Origin of the sequence: Pseudoalteromonas atlantica, assembly GCF_043641955.1 — a bacterium.
Lineage (GTDB): Bacteria > Pseudomonadota > Gammaproteobacteria > Enterobacterales > Alteromonadaceae > Pseudoalteromonas > Pseudoalteromonas atlantica_A.
Window position 1 is genome coordinate 789,498 of the sequence record NZ_JBHZRV010000001.1, and the last position, 19,045, is coordinate 808,542.

A 19,045-nucleotide genomic window follows, 5' to 3' on the forward strand; every position below is an offset into this window, starting at 1 on the left:
AACAAAACAAGTACAATCAGTAAGTAAAAACACCACTAAGTATATGTTAGCAATAGCGCAAGTTTATTAAGTGTCAGCACAATTATTTAACTACTCAACCAAACCTACACCATGCTTTTTATTTTTAAAAGTGTGTATTTTTGTGTGCGGGTTGCTGTTTGGGTTTAACGCTAAAGCAGATCTTCTTAGTGCAACACTTGATTACCACCAAGGCCACTTTTTAAAAGCAAAACAAGAATTTTTACAGCTCGCGCAACTTGGCAACCCTGATGCTATTTATAATATTGCAGTAATGTATTTACATGGTCAAGGTGTTGAAAAAAATACAGCGCAAGCCTATGCGTGGTTTAGCCTAGCAGCCGATTTTGGTTTAGTTGATGCCCGTGATACAGCCATGCTAATTGCGAACCAAACACAAAATCAACAGCCACTTAATGATGCCTATAATGCTCTGCTAAAACAGCTAAGCTTTGCGTGGTACAACGAACAGCTTAAACCTGAGCTTAATAGTACAGATACTTTAAACTCCTCAATCGTGCGTGATTACATGGTTGAACCTAAATACCCAGAGCATGCTTATAAAAATGGCACCGAGGGTTGGGTTTGGCTTGAGTTTGACATAGACGAAAGTGGCGCAGTTACTGACATCACTATTATTGATTCTAACCCTGAAAAAACCTTCGATAAAGCAATTATTAACGCAGTCAAACGTTGGCATTATCAAGCTAGTAAGGAAAACTTACCGTACTATAATAGGTCATTAATTTACCACTTCACGACTTTTAAAGGTAAACAATACGCACAAAGCTTTAAAAGTCAGCAACGACAATACAATGAAAAAATTACGGATTTAATTGATGCAGCAGAGCAAGGTAATGCCATTGTTCAATATTATATTGCCAATTGGCTAAGCTCTGATGAATATAATGCAACGCGATTATTGAAATATCATTGGCAACATAATAATGCCAGTGACGAGCTATTATTAAAATCGGCAACAAATGGCTATGCCAACTCGCAGTACAGAATTGGCGCTAATTTATTGCGTGGTGAGTACGGAAAAGTAGAAAGAGAAAAAGGCCTCAATTGGGTGTTACTTGCCGCGCAAAATGGCTTAGCTCAAGCTCAATATCGTTTAGGCCGAGAGCTATTAGATAAAAAGTACCTCGATTATGCGCCGAATAAAGCACTAAAGTGGTTAACAGCGGCTGCAGAGCAAGGGCTATTTAGTGCAAAGAGAGAACTGACAAAACTGCTTTATTCATTTGAAGATGCAGATGTAAGTGCTGTAAAAAAAGCATTAAATTCAGCGTTAGCTGATGATCCTACACATCCACCTCTACTATTAATACAAGCCCAAATAACAGCGAAGAAAGATCCAAAAGCCGCTAAAAGAATCGCTTTGCAAGCATTAGATGAAGCAAAAAGTAGGAATTGGTTTACTGGCAATATTGACGCTTTTATTTCCTCGCAGCCTTAGTTGCTTTGTGTAACAAAATATCGGTTTCAATACCATCTACTTGACTAAACACCACATGCGTTCCATCGGCGGAACTACTTATGTTTAAATTAATATCTAAATCATAGCCATATACACCAAGCTCTTTGATGAACACATTTCGTTTTTGTTTTGTCAAATAACAATATAAACGTAGTTGATGACCTTGCCTAAGCACATAATAAACTCCCCCATTAAACACAGCTGGCTTAAAAAGCGCTAACGAAGGCAATAGTTGCGACAATGGCAGTTGCAGTTCAAGCTCTGCGGCTAAAAAGCTCGCAACATGTTTCTCATATTCAATGTATGAGGCATTAAGCTGCCAAAGTAAATGATCCTCATCAAGCGTTTCCAATGGCACGTTGTCTTTTACTAAGGTATTACTTGTTAATTGAATATCATAACGCCAATCTTGCCATTGGCCTTGCTGGTTCTTCGCTTGGTAATAAATACTATGACTATCTTGTGCCCAATGAACGCCATTAAGTTGTTCAAAACCAGAAATAATAGGCACTAAACGCCGAGAAAAAGTATTGATCAAATAAATATTATGAAGCTGATCCGCTAATAAAAGATTATCACCATTTGGTGAAAATAATAAATACTTAGGTGTTATATCGCTGGGCAAAGTTGCAATCAGGTTAGCACTTTTGCGTTGTTTATGTTTCAGCCATACTTCACTGTGTGTAAACTCGGTTATACCCCGCTTTTGCAATGAAATAAATGCACTTTGTTGGCCATCTAGCGATACCGCAGGCAACATATCCATACGTGATGAAGATGATAACTGCTGAGCACTCTTTAGTAATTGCTCTGTATGTAAATCTAATTCAATTTGATATAAGTTTATGCGAGCTTGCCCTTCAGCATGTGCAATATCTCCGCTTTGCGGGTTTATAGCAATATCGGCAATAAACCCTAAAGGTTCATGAACAGTTTGCTTATTACCATCGTATCCATAGCGCCTTAAAGCATCATCACCAAGCCAATAATAACCGCGCTCACTGTCTAATAGTAATGGCGCATGCGAATGGCGGCTTTGCTTTATCACGCTTCGTTTAAGCTTTGCATTTAAATCCACTTCACTAAGGCTATACCAGCCAGCGTTCTTCTCTAATATAAGCAGCTTATTGTCAGTATTAATATCAAATGCTAATGGCTTAAAATCCCCGACCACTTGTTGTGATACTAATTTAGGGCTCGGGGTAAGTGATAATGTGTACTTTATTAAACGTGGTTGCTCATCTTGCCAATGTGTTGTGTATATGGTGCGCTCATCAACCCAGTGTAACTTAGTTGGCCCATGGCGCTGCTGGCACCTTGTAAGCCTAAACTCGGGGCTTAAACGCCAAGTTTCAATGGCATTGGCAACAGACATAACACGAATATCACAGCTAATTGGGTCATATCTAAAATAAGCTAACCACTTTCCATCAGGTGACCAAACAGGTGCTTCTTCAGAGTAACCTGAGTTTTTGATGCTATGAACCGTTTTACTTTGATTATCATATACAGCCAAGTCAAATTGACTTTGCTGATCGTTTGATTGGCTAAATGCTAAATACCGCCCATTGGGTGAATAGCGCAAAAACACCTCAGCTCCAGGAGCAGATGTTAATCGTGATTGATATTGATAATCTAACTGTACTTGTTCTGGGGCTAATAAATATTGGCTTAATAAAGTAAACAATGCACCCAAGATTAACCCTGCAAAAATAAACAATGCAGAAGTACGAGGACTCGCTGGCACAACCTTTTCTAGAATAGTTGGCGCATCACTCACCTGTGCAATAAGCTGATAGCCAACCCGTGGTATTGTGCGGATAAAGTAGGCGGTATTTTTGTCATCAGATAAACTTTTTCGTAATTGAGTTACTAATTGACTGACTGAATTATCACTCACAACGACATCAGGCCAAACAACATCCATTATGGTGTCGCGCGTTACAGCCTGCCCTTTATGAGAAATAAGTAATTGAAGCAGCTGTAACTGTTTAGCCTCAATTGAGCACCACTTTCCTGCCACCTTAATTTTTAAGGCTGCAAAATCAATAAGCACATCATTGAGTAATAACTTTTTTGGTTCTGCTTTTGACATTGTTTGGTTTTTACACAGGTTAATCTATGGTTAAATAAGCGGATAAAGCGTATTATAGGCAAATACGGTACACAATAGCATAGCAACCTGTGATGTACTTACTTTATAACTACTTCTCATAATTAGTATTTTCTCATGTTGTTTTAGTTGGGTTGAATATGACAATAAAAATCATAAGTTTTGTTAACGTAACTGTCGTTCTTAGTGTCTTCTTCGCTTCACTTGGCGTCGCTAAAACTGACCCACAACCAAATCCTAGTCATTTAGAAACCATTCAAATTAGGGGTTATCATGACAGCGCTGTCAAGTCTCTTTTGGATAAACGCGACAGTCAATCTATTATAGATACTATTAGCGCACAAGACATCGGGAAATTTCCTGATAAAAATGTGGCTGAAGCACTCCAAAGGGTGACGGGTATTTCACTTTCAAGAGCACAAGGTGAAGGTGAGCGAGTGGGTGTTAGAGGCACAACACCCGAGCAAAATCGTACATTCTTAAATGGCCAGTCCATAGCCTCTGCTGATTGGTGGATCTCTACTCAGCCAAACAGAGGGTTTAATTATACTCTACTGCCAGCTGAGTTAGTGTCGTCTTTAGAAGTGTATAAAACCCCGCAAGCAGATCATAATGAAGGGTCGTTAGGTGGGACCGTTAATATAAAAACCCAGCGCCCTTTACATATACAGCGCAATCAGTTTGTAGTTAATGCACAAATGCAATATAACGACTTGTCTGGTGAATTTGATCCTTTAATTAATACTTTTTACAGCTGGAAAAACCCTGAGAAAGACCTAGGCATACACCTCACATTTACTCGTAACCATCGCTCTTTAAGACGTGACGGTCTAGAATCGTGGGGCTGGCACGAACAAAACTATAATAAAAATACGCAAAACCAGCTAACGCCGACAACGAGTGAAAATGCAGATATAAAAAATGTTTGGACTGCCGGCGGCGGAGGCTCTGCTATATTTCAACAACAACGTATTTTAACAAGCGCAACTGCAAGCATCGAATACCAACCAAATCTTGATTGGAACATTCAACTCAACACCTTGTATTCAATACTTAACGCAGATAACAGTAATCAAAATTTTTTGTGGCAACCAAGCTCTGTATTTGCACGAGGCGGTCATATAAATGACCCTGTGATCATTGATGGCACTCTTGCCTATGCTCAATATTCAAAAGTGCCCGCAAATAATGCTCAAAACCTTCCTTTTAGCACAGCCATGGAGGCTATTTGGCGTGAATCACAAATTGATACCAGCAACCTGCACTTATTAGTAACACAACAAGCTAATTTATGGCAAAACCAGTATCAAGTTGGTTTCACCAAAGGCGGAGGCGGCTCTAAACAAGATTACACATCTCAGTTTTCAACTAATACAGCGTTTACTGTTGATACACGCCAGAACAAAAATATAATCGCAAACTACAATGTATCACCACTTGATGCACAGGCTTGGCAACTGACTGAAGCCCGCAATGATAGCCAAGACTCAAATGATCAAGAGTTGTACCTACAGGGAGATTTTGAACGAGTGGTCGATCATTCAATCATTAGTGCTTTTAAACTGGGCGCGAAATACCGTGATCATCAACGTGACTTTATTCGTTACCGCTCTTTTAATGGCGCCTTTGATGGCTTAGCACAACAACTTGATTGGACTTTAGCCGATTACCCAAGTAAGTTGCCGACAGGCTTTTTAGCTGACATTGGTAATGCACAAACCCTAAAAGAATATAGCTATGCGGACATCAGTAAACTATCGAGTGACTTTAAGAATATAAACTTTACCCAACAAGAAGAAAAAGCAAGTCGATTTGATATTCAGGAACACACTTTAGCAGGTTATGTTAAATTAATGCTAGAAGGGCAAGATTACCGCGCAAACCTAGGGTTGAGGCTCGTAAATACACAGCAAAATGCCAGCGCATATAAAAGGGTTGGCTCAGCGATTTCACAGCAACAAAATTTTATATGGCAACAGCATAAAAAAAGCTATGTTGATATACTTCCCAGCGTTAATGTAAGTATTGATTTAACTGAAAACCTTATTACACGGATCAGTGCTGCTCGCGTTATGTCGCGCCCACAATATAACCACTTAATGCCATCAACAAACTACAATGTCACTCAGGCGCAAGGCCAAGGTGGTAATCCTGATTTAGATCCCTACCGTGCCAGCCAATTCGATTTTAGCCTCGAATGGTATTTTGATGATGCTGCCCTACTTTCAATGGCCCTATTTAACAAAGACGTTGAATCATTTGTTGAATTTAAGCGCACCATTGAACAACATGAAGGCATAAATATGACTATAGATCGCCCAATAAATGGTAATGGTGGCATCATACGCGGTGTTGAATTAGGTTATCAACAAGAACTATTTTATGGCCTAGGCCTGATTGCTAATTACACATTCGTCGATGGTAACCGTACCGATAGCTCAACAGGTCGCAAAAATTATGTGCCAGGAACCTCAAAGCATACGGTTAATTTAACAAGTTACTATGACAATGAATGGCTCAGTGCACGCTTAGCTTATAATTATCGAACACACTTTGCCACAGGTGTCGGTGAAGCAATAATGGATGACTTTGGTCAACTTGATGGCAACTTAACTTTTAAAGTAAATAACCATCTAGATTTAGTATTTGAAGCTATCAATCTCACCGACGAAATTACACATATTTACGAGCGTAACCGCTATGCACCAACAGGGATTTATCAGAATGGCCGACGGTTTTATTTTGGTGTTCGCTACAGCCATTAATCGTCAGGGTTTGGACGTTAATCGCATATTTTAGTAATTAAGGTACACCTTGTTATACTGTGCAAATAATTATTACAAGCGAAGGAAATACCCATGCTAAAAACCAGTTTAGCATTAGCCGTTGGACTGACAAGTTCATTAGCTTTTGCAGCTACACCTATTACGATTGAAGATATCCCAAAAATTCAGTCTGTTATTCAAACCAGCGTTAGCCCTGATGGTGATAGTGTTGCTTTTACTCGTTCAGTACCGCGTACCCTTTACGTAGATGAAAATGGCCGTAACTACAGCGAACTGTATGTGGTAGATGACGAAGGTGTTGAACGCCCTTTCATCACAGGTTCGGTTAATATTGGAAGTATTCAGTGGTCAAATGACAGTAAAAGAATTTACTTTTTAGCTAAATTAGAAGATGAAAAGTACACTGCCTTGTACCAAATACCTGTTGATGGCGGTGAAGCACAAAAAGTACTTTCACTAAAAGACACGTCTATTTCAAGCTATCAGCTTAGCCCTAACAATAAGCACCTAGCTATTTTAGCTATGCCTGCTGCTGACAAGTCAGAAAAAGAACTTAAAAAGCTGGGTTTTAAGGCTGAAGTATATGAGCTTGGGCTTAAGAACAAACAGCTATTTATTGTTGATTTAGAAAAATCAGATAAAGCGCTTACCCCAACAGCATTAAACGTTGAAAACTACGTAAGTGACGTGAATTGGGCAGCCAATGGCGAAAAGCTACTTGTTAAAACTCAGCCTACAGCACTGATTGACGACAAATATACAAAATCAATGTGGCATTTATACGATGTTGCCAGTAACCAAGTAACGTTATCGTTTAAAACTGAAGGTAAGTTAGGCGATGCAGAGCTTTCTCATGATGGTAAATACATTGCAATCATCGGTGCAGAAGATAAACATGATCCAGCGACAGGTCGTTTATTTATAGCTGATACTAAAACAGCAAAAATTACTGAATGGTTACCAAACTTTATGGGCCATATTGCTGACATAGAATGGTCAAACAAACGCAATACGCTTAATTTCATCGCTAATGTTGGCACACAAAGTTATGTAGCAAGCATCAAAGCAGGCTCTAAAAAATATAAAAAACTAATTAAAGAAGGTGAATTTATCGCCTCAAGCCTGAGCATTTCAGACTCAGATAAAACCATCGCACTACGTGGTAATACAGCTAAGCACCCAAATGAAGTATTTATTGTACGCAGTAAAAAAGCTGAGCGCTTAACTAATTCCAACCAATGGTTAAACGACAAACGTTTTGCAAAACAAGAAACAGTTTCTTTAAAAGCCCGTGATGGTGTTGAAATTGACGGCGTACTTGTTTACCCGCTTGATTACAAAGAAGGCACGCGTTACCCACTAATTATGTCTGTACATGGTGGTCCAGAAAGTCACGATAAAGACGGTTGGATAACAAACTACTCTCGACCAGGCCAAATGGGTGCTGCACGTGGTTATGCCGTATTTTACCCGAACTACCGTGGCTCTACTGGTAAAGGTGTTGACTACTCAAAACTTGGCCAAAATGACTATGCAGGCAAAGAGTTTGATGACTTGGTTGATTTTAAAAACCACCTCGTTGATATGGGTTTAGTTGATACTAAACGTGTTGGTATTACCGGTGGTTCTTACGGTGGCTATGCATCAGCGTGGGCGGCTACAAAATTAACAAAACACTTCGCAGCAAGTGTGATGTTTGTTGGCGTAACTAACCAACTTTCTAAGTTTGGTACGACCGATATTTCAAACGAAATGAACTTAGTGCATGCGCGTTCATACCCGTGGGATAAATGGCAGTGGTACTTAGAGCGCAGTCCTATTTACTGGGCCGGCCAATCTGAAACACCATTATTGATCATGCACGGTAAGGACGATCCACGTGTTCACCCTGCTCAATCAATGGAAATGTATCGCTACATGAAGGTACAAGGTAAAGATGTTCGCTTAATTTACTACCCTGGTGAAGGTCACGGTAACCGTAAAGTTGCGGCACAATACGATTACAGCTTACGCCTAATGCGTTGGATGGACAATTATTTAATGGATGGCAACAAAGACATGCCAGCTTTTGAAATTGACCATGCTGCTAAACTAAAAACAGTAAAAGACGCAAACAAGTAATAAGCTGAAGTAACGACTTTAAGGCTAACCACTGTGTTAGCCTTTTTCATATTAGTCTGTAATTATTACAAAAAACAATCTACAAAGCACAATACATAAAAATATAATTCTTATAAAACAACATATTACAAACTGGTTCCTTCCTTGCATACTCAGTCCATACTAAAGTAAGCAAGGATACATTATGAATATTTTTGAAGCATTACGTCACGACCATGATAAACAACGCTCACTAGTAGATGCCCTGATCAAAACCAGTGGCGACTCTCAAAACCGTCAGTCACTTATGAATGAACTAAAACATGAACTCGAAGAGCATGCTAAGTTCGAAGAACGCTTTTTTTATAATCCGCTGATGTGCGACGACTTAACTCAAGAGAAAGCACGCCATAGTGTTGCAGAGCACCATGATATTGATGAGCTTATTGAGGCGCTTGAACATACAGATATGAGCTCACCTGCATGGCTTGCAAAAGCAAAAAAACTACACCATATAGTGCATCACCATCTTGAAGAAGAAGAACAAGAGGTATTTCAACTAGCAGGTAAAGCACTTACAGAAAATCAAAAACAGCTATTAGCTGACAAATACAACAACGCAATGCATTAATGTATACCCAAGCCACCTCAAAATGCAGAATTCAGCGTTTCACAGGGGCTTAATATCAAGGCGTTACTTTGCAACAATGGCAGTCCCTTTTAAGAAGTAACAACGATGAGAGTAAGTGCCTGTGAAACGCCCAATGGGTTGGTTTAAAAGCGATTTATACTGCGTTATTGATTTTAACAATAGAACCACTATTACTTGCAATCAATGCCTTGCCTAAATCGCTTTTAACTCCAACTGAAACTCGCATCTTGAGGTGGTTTGGGTATATAAGTAACAGCCGAGCTGTTTCGGTTGTTACTTTCCTTCCTGGTTAAAAGAATTTTCACTCACAAATTTCAATGTTCTGATACTTACTCAGACTAGCAACGAGTCTCCCATTATTCGTTTTATTTTCAGCACACTGTTATTTCAACCACACCTTCAAAATTGTACTAAAGTAGCAACATCTGTCACTAGTTAAGCTGTCGGTTAAAAAGTAGCGTTTGCTACTAGGGTAATTATTGCATTTTTGCGCTTTTTAACAGAATATTTAAAGTTTAATACCTCTATCATGCAAAGCAAATTACCCCAGTAAAATCAATAATATAAAAGAAGCCAGTGATTCTGCCGTTCATCCTTAATCAAACAGTAGTTAAATAAAAGTTAATTAAAGACATTAAATATGTTGACCTAATGCACGCATTATCATACGCTTTGTAAGCGCTTACATAGAGAGCGCGAATTTTATCACACACATGTAAGCGCTTACATGCACATTTGTAAAAATGAACTATGCTAAAAAAGCGCTTCCATTTATTAAGTCGACTGGGGTTCAAATAATGAACATGACAACATCCAATCTTAGCCGTTTCTTTGCAGCCACTTCATTTACAATGTTGGTCGGGTGCGGTGGCGGTGCTGAAACAAAATCTGATTTAAAAGCTGTCGAACCAAGCGTGCCCGTCTCTGATTGGGTGATGGTTTGGAGCGATGACTTTGACGACCAAGCCATTGATACATCAAAGTGGAACTTCGAGCTAAATTGCGCAGGAGGTGGTAATAATGAAAAACAATGCTACACCGACAGCAGCGAAAACGCATTCATAAGCGATGGCATCCTAAATATTGTTGCCCTGCCTGCAGAAGAAGGCGCAGAAAAGCCATATACTTCAGCCCGCTTAACAACACAGTACAAAGCTGATTTTACCTATGGTCGCTTTGAAATGAGAGCAAAATTGCCTTCAGGCCAAGGTAGCTGGCCTGCATTTTGGATGATGCCAACAGATTCTGAATATGGTGGTTGGCCACGCTCTGGTGAAATAGATATTTTAGAAGCTGTTAACCTAAAAACAGTTGCTGAAGACGGCACTGTTGAGTCAAATATTCATGGCACACTTCATTATGGTCGCGAGTGGCCAAATAATTCAAGTTCAGGTAAAGCTTATACATTCCCTGAAGGCATGAACCCCGCAGACGATTTTCACACTTATGCAATTGAATGGCAGGAAGGCGAAATACGCTGGTATGTTGATGGCTACTTATACGCAACACAACGTCGTTCTGAAGTGCGTTACAATTCAAAAGATGAAGCAGTTGGCCTAAAACACAAAGGTTGGTTTGCAGAATACTTTGAGCAAGGTGATGGAGAACTCACAACTCACTGGGATACGGCTCCCTTCGATAAAGACTTTTTCCTAATTCTTAACCACGCAGTGGGTGGAGATTGGCCAGAAAACGTTAACAACTTAGGCATAGACGAGACTGCATTTGCAGAAGGTCAAAGCTTTGAAGTTGACTATGTACGTGTTTATGAATGTAAATCAGATCCTGCCACAGGCAAAGGCTGTGAAACGGTTCGCCCAGGTTACGATAGCTTAGATGATGCGCTTGTTGAAGGTGCAGCCCCTGTGCCAACACCACCAAGCGATGGTGTAGCTAAAAACTTAAATATTTTTGACGGCGGCTTAAACTCAAGCTGGATCGCATGGGATTGCTGTGGTGGCACAGTGCCAGCTACTATCACAGATGCTGATAAAGGCGACGTTATTCAATTTAATATCAATGATAACAACGGCACAGTATTGGGCTTTTCTACACGCGGCGGTCACTTTCCTGATGACTTTGCAGGTACATCTGCACCATTTGATGCATCTCCATTAGTAGATGTAAATGGCCGTGTAAGCTTTGAAATGAAAGTCGTTACTCCGCCTAATGCTGATACAACATGGTTATTAAAAGCCGAAGCCGGTGACGGTGGTCCAAATACCGGTGATGTTGCACTAAACGAGAGTTTAGAAGGCTTAGACCCTGTCGTTGGTCAATGGCAAACCTACACATTCCCTCTTTCGTTTTTACAAGAGAAAGGACTTGATCTGAGCGCGATAGACGTACTGATGATTTTCCCAGCATGGCAGACAGGCGAAGGTGCTGAGTACCTCATTGCTAATATTGCTATTGAAGGTGACTTAGGGGCATCGCCAGAGGTCGTTTTATTTACTGATGGACAAAATCTTGATTGGCCTATGTGGGATTGTTGTGGTGGTTCAACCCCTGTTGAAGCCATGGATGACGACGAACATGGCTTAACAGCCGAGTTCAGTATTGGTGCTGAACCAACTGTAATGGGCTTTAACACCCGCACATCAGCAGGTGGCAGCGGCAAAGCATTCGACGCAAGCAGTATTTTAGAAAGTGGTGTACTACAGTTTGATGTAAAAGTGATGACGGCTCCAAATAGCCCAGAATCAACTTGGGTAATGAAGATTGAATCTAACGAGGGCGACTCTGCTGTAGAGCTTCCACTAACAGACGCAGGTGATGCACCCGTTGTCGGTGAGTGGAAAACATATACGTATACACTTTCAGACCTAGCTGGCGCAGGTTTAGATGTAAGCGCTCTGGATGTAGTGATGATCTTCCCAGCATGGGGCACAGGCGAAGGCGCGGTATACCGTGTTGATAACGCAAAAATATACGATCCAAGTGCAGCCGCTCCTGCGGGCAACGAACTGACTGTATTTAAAGATAAAGCAGCCGATATGTGGAGTATTTGGGATTGTTGTGGTGGCTCTACCCCGACTGAGCAAGCAGACGATGACGCACACGGCACAGTTGCACAATTTGAAATTGGTGCTGAACCGACTGTAATGGGCTTTTTAGCCGACGAAGGTGTGTCTTTTGATGCATCGGCTATTTTAGCGACCGGCGTTGTTCAATTTGAAATGAAAATGTTAACCCCACCTAATGCAACAGATGCACAATGGTTGTTCAAAGTTGAATCAACGGGCGCTGCGACAGCAGTAGAGCTGCCTCTTTTAGAAAGTGCTGAAGGCGAAGTACCAACGATTGGTCAATGGCAAACATATACATTTACATTGCAGTCGTTGTTTGATGCAGGCTTAGATATCAGTGATATCAATGTACTTATGATTTTCCCAGCGTGGGGCTCAGGTGAAGGTGCTGTGTATCGTGTTGATAATGTAGTTATCGCGAACCCGTAATACACCTTATTAAGTGGCAGATAATCAACAGAGTTGTTTGTCTGCCTACCCTAACAAATTTAGTAAAAGCAGAGCAATTATGAACACAATTAAGTTTAAAAAAAGCCAACTAGCGGCTTCTGTGTCACTTATCATCGCTGCAAGCACATTTAATTTAGCTTACGCAGCGCAAGAAGAAACTGCCGAACCAGAGCTAGAAGTAATTGAAGTAAAAGGTATTCGAGGCTCATTGATTCGTTCAATGGATGTTAAACGAGATGCATCCGGTGTTGTTGATGCCATTTCAGCTGAAGAAATGGGTAAATTTCCAGATACCAACCTAGCAGAATCACTACAACGTATTACCGGTGTATCTGTAAGTCGCTCTAACGGTGAAGGCAGCCAAATCACAGTGCGTGGCTTTGGTCCATCATTTAACCTCGTAACACTTAATGGCCGCCAAATGGCTGGCACAGGTTTTACACGCTCATTTAACTTTGAAAACCTATCATCTGAAGGTGTTAGCTCTTTAGAAGTAATGAAAACAGCCCGTGCAGAAATGCCAACAGGTGGACTCGGTGCAACCGTCAATATTGTTACTGCAAAGCCATTACAAAAGCCGGGTGAACGGTTTTCATTCATGGCAAAAGGGATTCATGACTCGTCTGTACAAGAAGGTGATGAAGTAACCCCTGAGATTGCTGGTATTTATAGCAATACATTTGATGATGAACGTTTTGGTGTATCGGCAAACTTTTCTTATCACCGTCGTGATTTTCAAAGACAATCAGCCAATGTGCGGTCATGGTTAGTAAACCCGAATCTCTCTTTGGATGCTGAAAACATTACTGATAATCGCCCAACCGATGCCGATGGTAACCCAGCACAACAGTATACAGATGCTAATGGAGAGCGTGTTGCTGCTGCATTTTTTCCGCAAGAAATTAGTTTTGCCAAAGATGATATTCAACGCGAGCGCCTTAATGCACAAGCAACGTTTCAGTTTGCCCCTACTGATGATTTAACCTTTACCCTTGATCACACAATTTCAAATGCTGTGACGGGAAATAACTCATTATCTTGGGGTATTTGGAATGGCTCATTCGGCGGTAATGCTAACGCATATGAGCTAGATGAAAATGGCACAGCTATCTATTACAACTCAGCCGGTGATGATGCATCATTTACCGCATTTCGTGAAACGACTGAAGTTGATGCAAAAGCAACTGGCTTAAACGTTGAGTGGCTCGCCACCGAAAACCTTAGCTTTACGCTCGATGCTCATACGTCAAAAACAACCATTGATAACGGTAAAGACACGGGGTTGAATGCTAATGGTCGTATTATATTAGGGTCAGCTGATATTGCCTCAAAAGAGTACTCCTTCCGTGAAGGTGATGTGCCCGGTTTTAATGTTAATTGGAACAATGGCACACAAGAAATCAGCCCAAACCAAATTGGCTCTAACTTTAGTATTTTCACACGCACGCCGGGTGAGTCTGAAGTATCTCAAGTGCAGCTCGATGGTAAATTATTTACCTATACCGATATTGGCCTTGAAACAGTCAAGTTTGGTGCAGCTTACACTAAGCAATCATTAAGTGGCTGGGGTGGTGCAAATAACGCAAATGCACCAGGCTTTAACAATGGTACCTTTGCTGAAATATTCCCTGATGCAATGTTTGAACGTGTTGACTTAGCAAACTTCCTTGATGAGTTTTCGTTTGGTCCTGACGGCGTAGCACCAGGTTATGCTTATACATATGATTTTGATGAAGCATTTGCACGTCAAAGTGCATACCTTACAGAAGACGTGCTTGGCAGTGACGTATATCAAATTGGTAGCTTTGATGGCTTCCCAACTAATAAAGTTGAAGAAGAAACCATCAGCTTATACCTTTCAACAAACTGGGTATTTAACGTTAGTGATTACGATGTATTCGTAAATCTCGGCGTGCGCTACGAAGAAACTGATATTGTTAGCCCAGCTAAAAGCCGCGTGGCTGAACAAGTGTACTGGGCAGGTGGCTCTGAGTGGTTAACACAGTTTGCCAGTGGCGGTGAGTTAGTTGAAGTTGACTTTAAAGGCGAGTACGACTTACTGCTTCCGATGATCGATATTAAAGTCGATTTATCTGACGATTTAGTCTCTCGCGTATCGTGGGGTCAAACAATATCAAGACCTACATTAGGTGCTATGCTAGGTAACCTAAGCCTTACTCCCTCTCCTAAGTTAAACTCACGCAGTGGTAGTCGTGGTAATCCAAACTTAAAACCATTTAAATCAACTAATTTTGATTTAAGCTTGGAGTATTACTACAACGAAGGCAGTTATGCAGCGGTTGGTCTATTTTGGAAAGACGTTGATGACTGGATTGATAACACGCAAGTTAATGCAACTTACGAAGGCCTGCATGACGTCTACTTAGGCGAGCGCTGGAACAATGCTGTGGCAGCTATTGAAGGCCGTGGTGAACAAGCAACCGACGGAGCAATTTACAATGAAATTGTTGCAAATGGCGTAGGTATTGGTGAAAACAACCGTATTTTACCAGACCCAGCAACCGACCCTTTAATTGAGTGGACCATTGAGTCGCCTGAAAATGTGGGCGCACGTAAAGTTAATGGTGTCGAAGTCTCTATTCAGCATTTATTTGGTGAATCTGGCTTCGGTGCCGGCTTTAATGCGACCATGGTTGATGGTGATGTAGAGTATGATAACTACATACTTGCCTCTCAAGCCGTGTTAGCAGGATTGAGTGACTCTGCAAACCTGCAAGGTTTTTATGAAAAAGATGGCTTATCTGTAAAAATTACCGGTGCATGGCGCGACCAATACCTTATAGCTCAAGGCTTACCTGACTCAGGTGCAACTGCACCACCGCAGTACGCTGAAGAATATCTACAATGGGATGTTAGTGTTAACTATGAAGTTAACGAAAGCACCACAGTGTTCTTTGAAGGTGTTAACTTAACGAATGAAACTGAACGCTCATTTAGTCGTTTTGAAAGTCAGTTCTTGAGCGCAGCTCAATACGGGCCGCGATATGCAATTGGCTTTAGATATTCAATGGGTAACTAAATACTTTAAATAGCACAGCATTCCCCTATTGTTAAACTAAAAGCCGTTGTAAAACGGCTTTTTTTATGTGCATATTTAAAATTAACCAATTGCTTTGTAGTAATTAAAACCCCTCATCATCACTTGAAACAGTCACGAACAGTGTCTCATCCATATCCATTTGCACTAAAAAGTTAATAGGCTTACAACACACTTGGCAATCTTCAATGTACTGCTGATCCAAATCACTGGGATCAATCAATATATCTAAACGTTCACAACAGTAAGGGCATGTGATGTTACCCTGAGTTAATTGATTCATTACAATAGCTCCTTACACTAAAAAATTTAATGACTGCTACCTGCTTTACTTAAATACTCTGCTTGATACTTTATCATTATGATAAAAAACCTAAAACAATACATCGCTTTTCAAAGTAGTCATTGTCTCAACCGCTTAATTTAACTTAAGTCTAGTTTAAGATGCACGCCTAGCTGCTGTAAACTTCACGTCTTGGTCGCGCAATAAGTAAAGCGCAAAACATGCCGCCCACATTGGCCATGCTGCAAAAAACAGTAAATTATTAAATCCATCAATATATTGTGCATAAGATGAGAGTGTTGAAGCGCCATGCATTAAAAAGATTAAACCATAAGTAATACGCTTTTTGATACCCGCCATAAATGCCAGAACCAGTACCAACTGTAAACTCCCCAAAATATAAGCTATGGTGTCAGTAGACCCGCTAATACCATAAAAGTGCTCGAAAACGCGTGCGCTGTGCCCTGGGTTAACAAACTTATCTAGCGTCCACATTAGCATAACGATGAAGACACCTAAACGCAGCGAAAAAAGCGCCCAGTGCAAACGTTTTTGTGTATCCGGGGTGATTGAATGTGTCATTGTTTATCCTTTTGGATTCATTGCATTAAAGACAACAAGACCGAATAAGCGGGTTTTTATTACAAAAAGTAATAAAATACATTCTTTTGAAAGTATTTTTACCCCTTTAGGGTCTCATACATCGTATATAAACTATTTAATTGCAGTGAGATGATTTTGAAATACGCATTTTTAGCACTCAGTATTTGCGCCAGCTTTACATCAGTCGTAAAAGCAAACAACGAAATTGAAGTAATCCAAGTATCCGCAGAAAAACTAAAGGCCCATCAGTTATCGCCTAAAGATGCGAAAATAAGCGGACCATTTGGCGATGATCTCGCCCTTGCTGATATCGCCCGCGCAATTACCCCTATTTCTAGCGACATGATTGAGCAACTCAACATCACCACTTTACAAGATATTTTAGCCGTTACACCAAACAGCTACGCCGCCAGTGGTTTTGGTGCTCCTAGCTTACCCACGCTTCGCGGTCAATTGGGTGAACTTTATCAAGATGGCGTTCGTCGCCAAGCGGGTAACAATGGCTTTGGCATTCCCGTATCGTTTAATGCAATTGAGCAAATTGACGTGGTAAAAGGCGCGCCGCCAGTCTTATTTGGCAGTAGCCAACGCAATGGTGGATTCGTTAATTTACATTCAAAAACAGCCAGCACCGAAACCTCACAAGGTAAAGCGAGCCTATCAGCAGGAAGATGGGATCACTACAGCGCGCAACTCGATTATTCAGCGCCAATTGTACAAGGCGAAAGTGGTTTTAGAGTGAGTGCTGAACATATTGATAATGGTAGTTTTTATGATTATGCGGGTTATCAAAGTGATAGCCTTTTTGCCGCAGTACGATTTTTACCTGATGATAAAACCAGCTGGGATCTAAACTTTGAGCTCTATCATGTTGAGTTTACCGATAACGCAGGTATAAACCGCCCCACGCAGGCATTAATTGATGACGGACTTTATATTACCGGCCAAGGCACACAACCTAATGGCAGCACAGTGCCTGGTGCAGGTGCTATTGTCTCTCCCACTGGCCAAGTGGTTTTACCACGTAATCAAGTTTTGACAGACCCCGACAATATAAATGATGCTACAACGTATTTATTTCATAGCGTGTATAAACGTGAGCTCAGTAATCAATTAACCCTCAAAAACATTACTTATTTTCAGCATTTAGGACGCGAAGAAATTGCGCAAAATAGCTTTGTAGAAATTATTGATGGCGCCAACACCGCGCAAAACCGCACTGAATTAAGTTATCAATGGTCAGACAGTCAAAACACTTTATTCGCCTTTGATGTGCGGTATAACAAGGTTAAAGGCTTCAGCCAATTTACCACCGAAGCAGACTCCCCTATTGACTTAACCGGTCCCATTGAAAGCCGCCGTATACCGCTTACAGCAGAGCAACAATCACGCCTAGTTGAGTTACGTCCCGGCGTGTTTGTATCACCCGGTGGACAATACGATATAAATAACGACGGCAGTGGTGATTTTTCACTTTCAGACACCACTAACTCCACCAGCTTGCAAACAGGTATTGCGATTCAACACGATAGCCAATGGACAAGTAAGGTTCGTACCAGCGTAGGTTACCGTATTGACTATTATGACGTTAAAGCAAGCGACCCTATTGCACCTCTGGGGCAAATAGCTGCCAGTGATAACATTTATGAAACCCTTCACTCAGGCCAAGCAAGTATTAACTACAAACTAACGCCTGCAATCACAAGTTACATGGCAGGAAGTTACAACCAAGCAACCTCGAACAGTATGGCTGGGGGGAATGTATTAGGGGGTGACAACAAAATTAGTGCACAAAACTTTGCAACCGATAACACGCTAGCTGAAGTGGGCTTAAAATACGCACCAGCAGACAGTGCATGGTATGTCGACGGCGCGCTATTTAATCAACGCCGCAGCTTGCGTAACCGAGATGGTAGTAATACAGGCATTCGCACTCAAGGTTTCGAAAGTCAGGCTTTTTATGATGCAACCCATTATTGGTTTAGTGTTGGTTATAGTTATATTGATGCCCGTTACGACAACTCAGCTAGCAGCCAAGGTGCAAAACAGGTTTCTGATATATTTGACAACTCACGACCAGATCTTATAAACGGCACAGGGGGTGGCGCACCTAATTTTACTGCATTCGCGCCTTCTTCTCAGCGCGTACAAGGGATACCTGAACAGTCTGTAAGTATAAATGGCGGTATTTCAATTACTCCACAGTGGGATATTGGGCTGGGTGGTATTTATACCAAAAGCTATCCTTTAGACTATTTAGCAACTGTTTATATACGCGACCAATACACACTCAATTTAAACAGTCGCTATGCATTCAATGAGCAAATGGCTTTGCGTTTAGATATTACCAATGTAACAAACCAAGAGAACTGGCGACCTGTATTTGAAGGCGGTTACTTTGGCGCAACACTGGTTTATCCTGAGCTGCCAATTCATGGAAAATTGACTTTTACCTATAATTTTTAATAGC

At 41.0% G+C, this 19,045-nt stretch carries 10 protein-coding genes; 7 read left to right on the forward strand and 3 right to left on the reverse strand.

Annotated elements, in window-relative coordinates; all coding sequences use genetic code 11:
* The first annotated feature begins 70 nt into the window (after positions 1–70).
* Positions 71–1,480, forward strand: a complete 1,410-nt coding sequence (locus ACHUE3_RS03230) for a TonB family protein (protein WP_394190118.1) — start codon at positions 71–73, stop codon at positions 1,478–1,480.
* Here ACHUE3_RS03230 and ACHUE3_RS03235 read toward each other — a convergent pair.
* Positions 1,461–3,596: a winged helix-turn-helix domain-containing protein gene (locus ACHUE3_RS03235; RefSeq protein ID WP_394190119.1), complete on the reverse strand. Its 2,136-nt coding sequence runs from the start codon at positions 3,594–3,596 to the stop codon at positions 1,461–1,463. The genes ACHUE3_RS03230 and ACHUE3_RS03235 overlap by 20 nt on opposite strands.
* A 158-nt stretch (positions 3,597–3,754) precedes the next feature.
* On the opposite strand from ACHUE3_RS03235, the gene ACHUE3_RS03240 reads away from it, so the two are divergent.
* The 5 genes from ACHUE3_RS03240 (at position 3,755) to ACHUE3_RS03260 (ending at position 15,671) form a co-directional block, all read left to right on the forward strand.
* The gene (locus ACHUE3_RS03240; protein WP_394190121.1) at positions 3,755–6,379 is read left to right on the forward strand and encodes a TonB-dependent receptor; all 2,625 of its coding nucleotides are present in this window, start codon (positions 3,755–3,757) and stop codon (positions 6,377–6,379) included.
* Positions 6,380–6,472: 93 nt separating this feature from the next.
* On the forward strand, positions 6,473–8,521 hold the full coding sequence (locus tag ACHUE3_RS03245; RefSeq protein ID WP_394190123.1) for an alpha/beta hydrolase family protein: 2,049 nt from the start codon (positions 6,473–6,475) through the stop codon (positions 8,519–8,521).
* Between the two features lie 184 nt (positions 8,522–8,705).
* On the forward strand, positions 8,706–9,131 hold the full coding sequence (locus tag ACHUE3_RS03250) for a hemerythrin domain-containing protein (protein ID WP_394190125.1): 426 nt from the start codon (positions 8,706–8,708) through the stop codon (positions 9,129–9,131).
* Positions 9,132–9,949: 818 nt separating this feature from the next.
* Positions 9,950–12,610, forward strand: a complete 2,661-nt coding sequence (locus tag ACHUE3_RS03255; protein WP_394190127.1) for a family 16 glycosylhydrolase — start codon at positions 9,950–9,952, stop codon at positions 12,608–12,610.
* 79 nt (positions 12,611–12,689) lie between these two features.
* Positions 12,690–15,671: a TonB-dependent receptor gene (locus ACHUE3_RS03260; RefSeq protein ID WP_394190129.1), complete on the forward strand. Its 2,982-nt coding sequence runs from the start codon at positions 12,690–12,692 to the stop codon at positions 15,669–15,671.
* 103 nt (positions 15,672–15,774) lie between these two features.
* Here the strand turns inward: ACHUE3_RS03260 and ACHUE3_RS03265 are convergent, their stop codons facing one another.
* Positions 15,775–15,972 (reverse strand): CPXCG motif-containing cysteine-rich protein, encoded by a 198-nt coding sequence (locus ACHUE3_RS03265; protein ID WP_394190131.1) that lies wholly within the window; start codon positions 15,970–15,972, stop codon positions 15,775–15,777.
* Between the two features lie 156 nt (positions 15,973–16,128).
* A complete protein-coding gene (locus tag ACHUE3_RS03270) occupies positions 16,129–16,554 on the reverse strand; it encodes a hypothetical protein (RefSeq protein ID WP_394190133.1) in 426 nt (141 codons plus the stop codon).
* A gap of 156 nt (positions 16,555–16,710) precedes the next feature.
* Here ACHUE3_RS03270 and ACHUE3_RS03275 point away from each other — a divergent pair, with 156 nt between their 5' ends.
* Positions 16,711–19,041 carry a TonB-dependent receptor gene (locus tag ACHUE3_RS03275; protein ID WP_394190135.1) on the forward strand — a complete coding sequence of 777 codons (2,331 nt, stop codon included), beginning with the start codon at positions 16,711–16,713 and terminating at the stop codon, positions 19,039–19,041.
* Positions 19,042–19,045 lie beyond the last annotated feature (4 nt).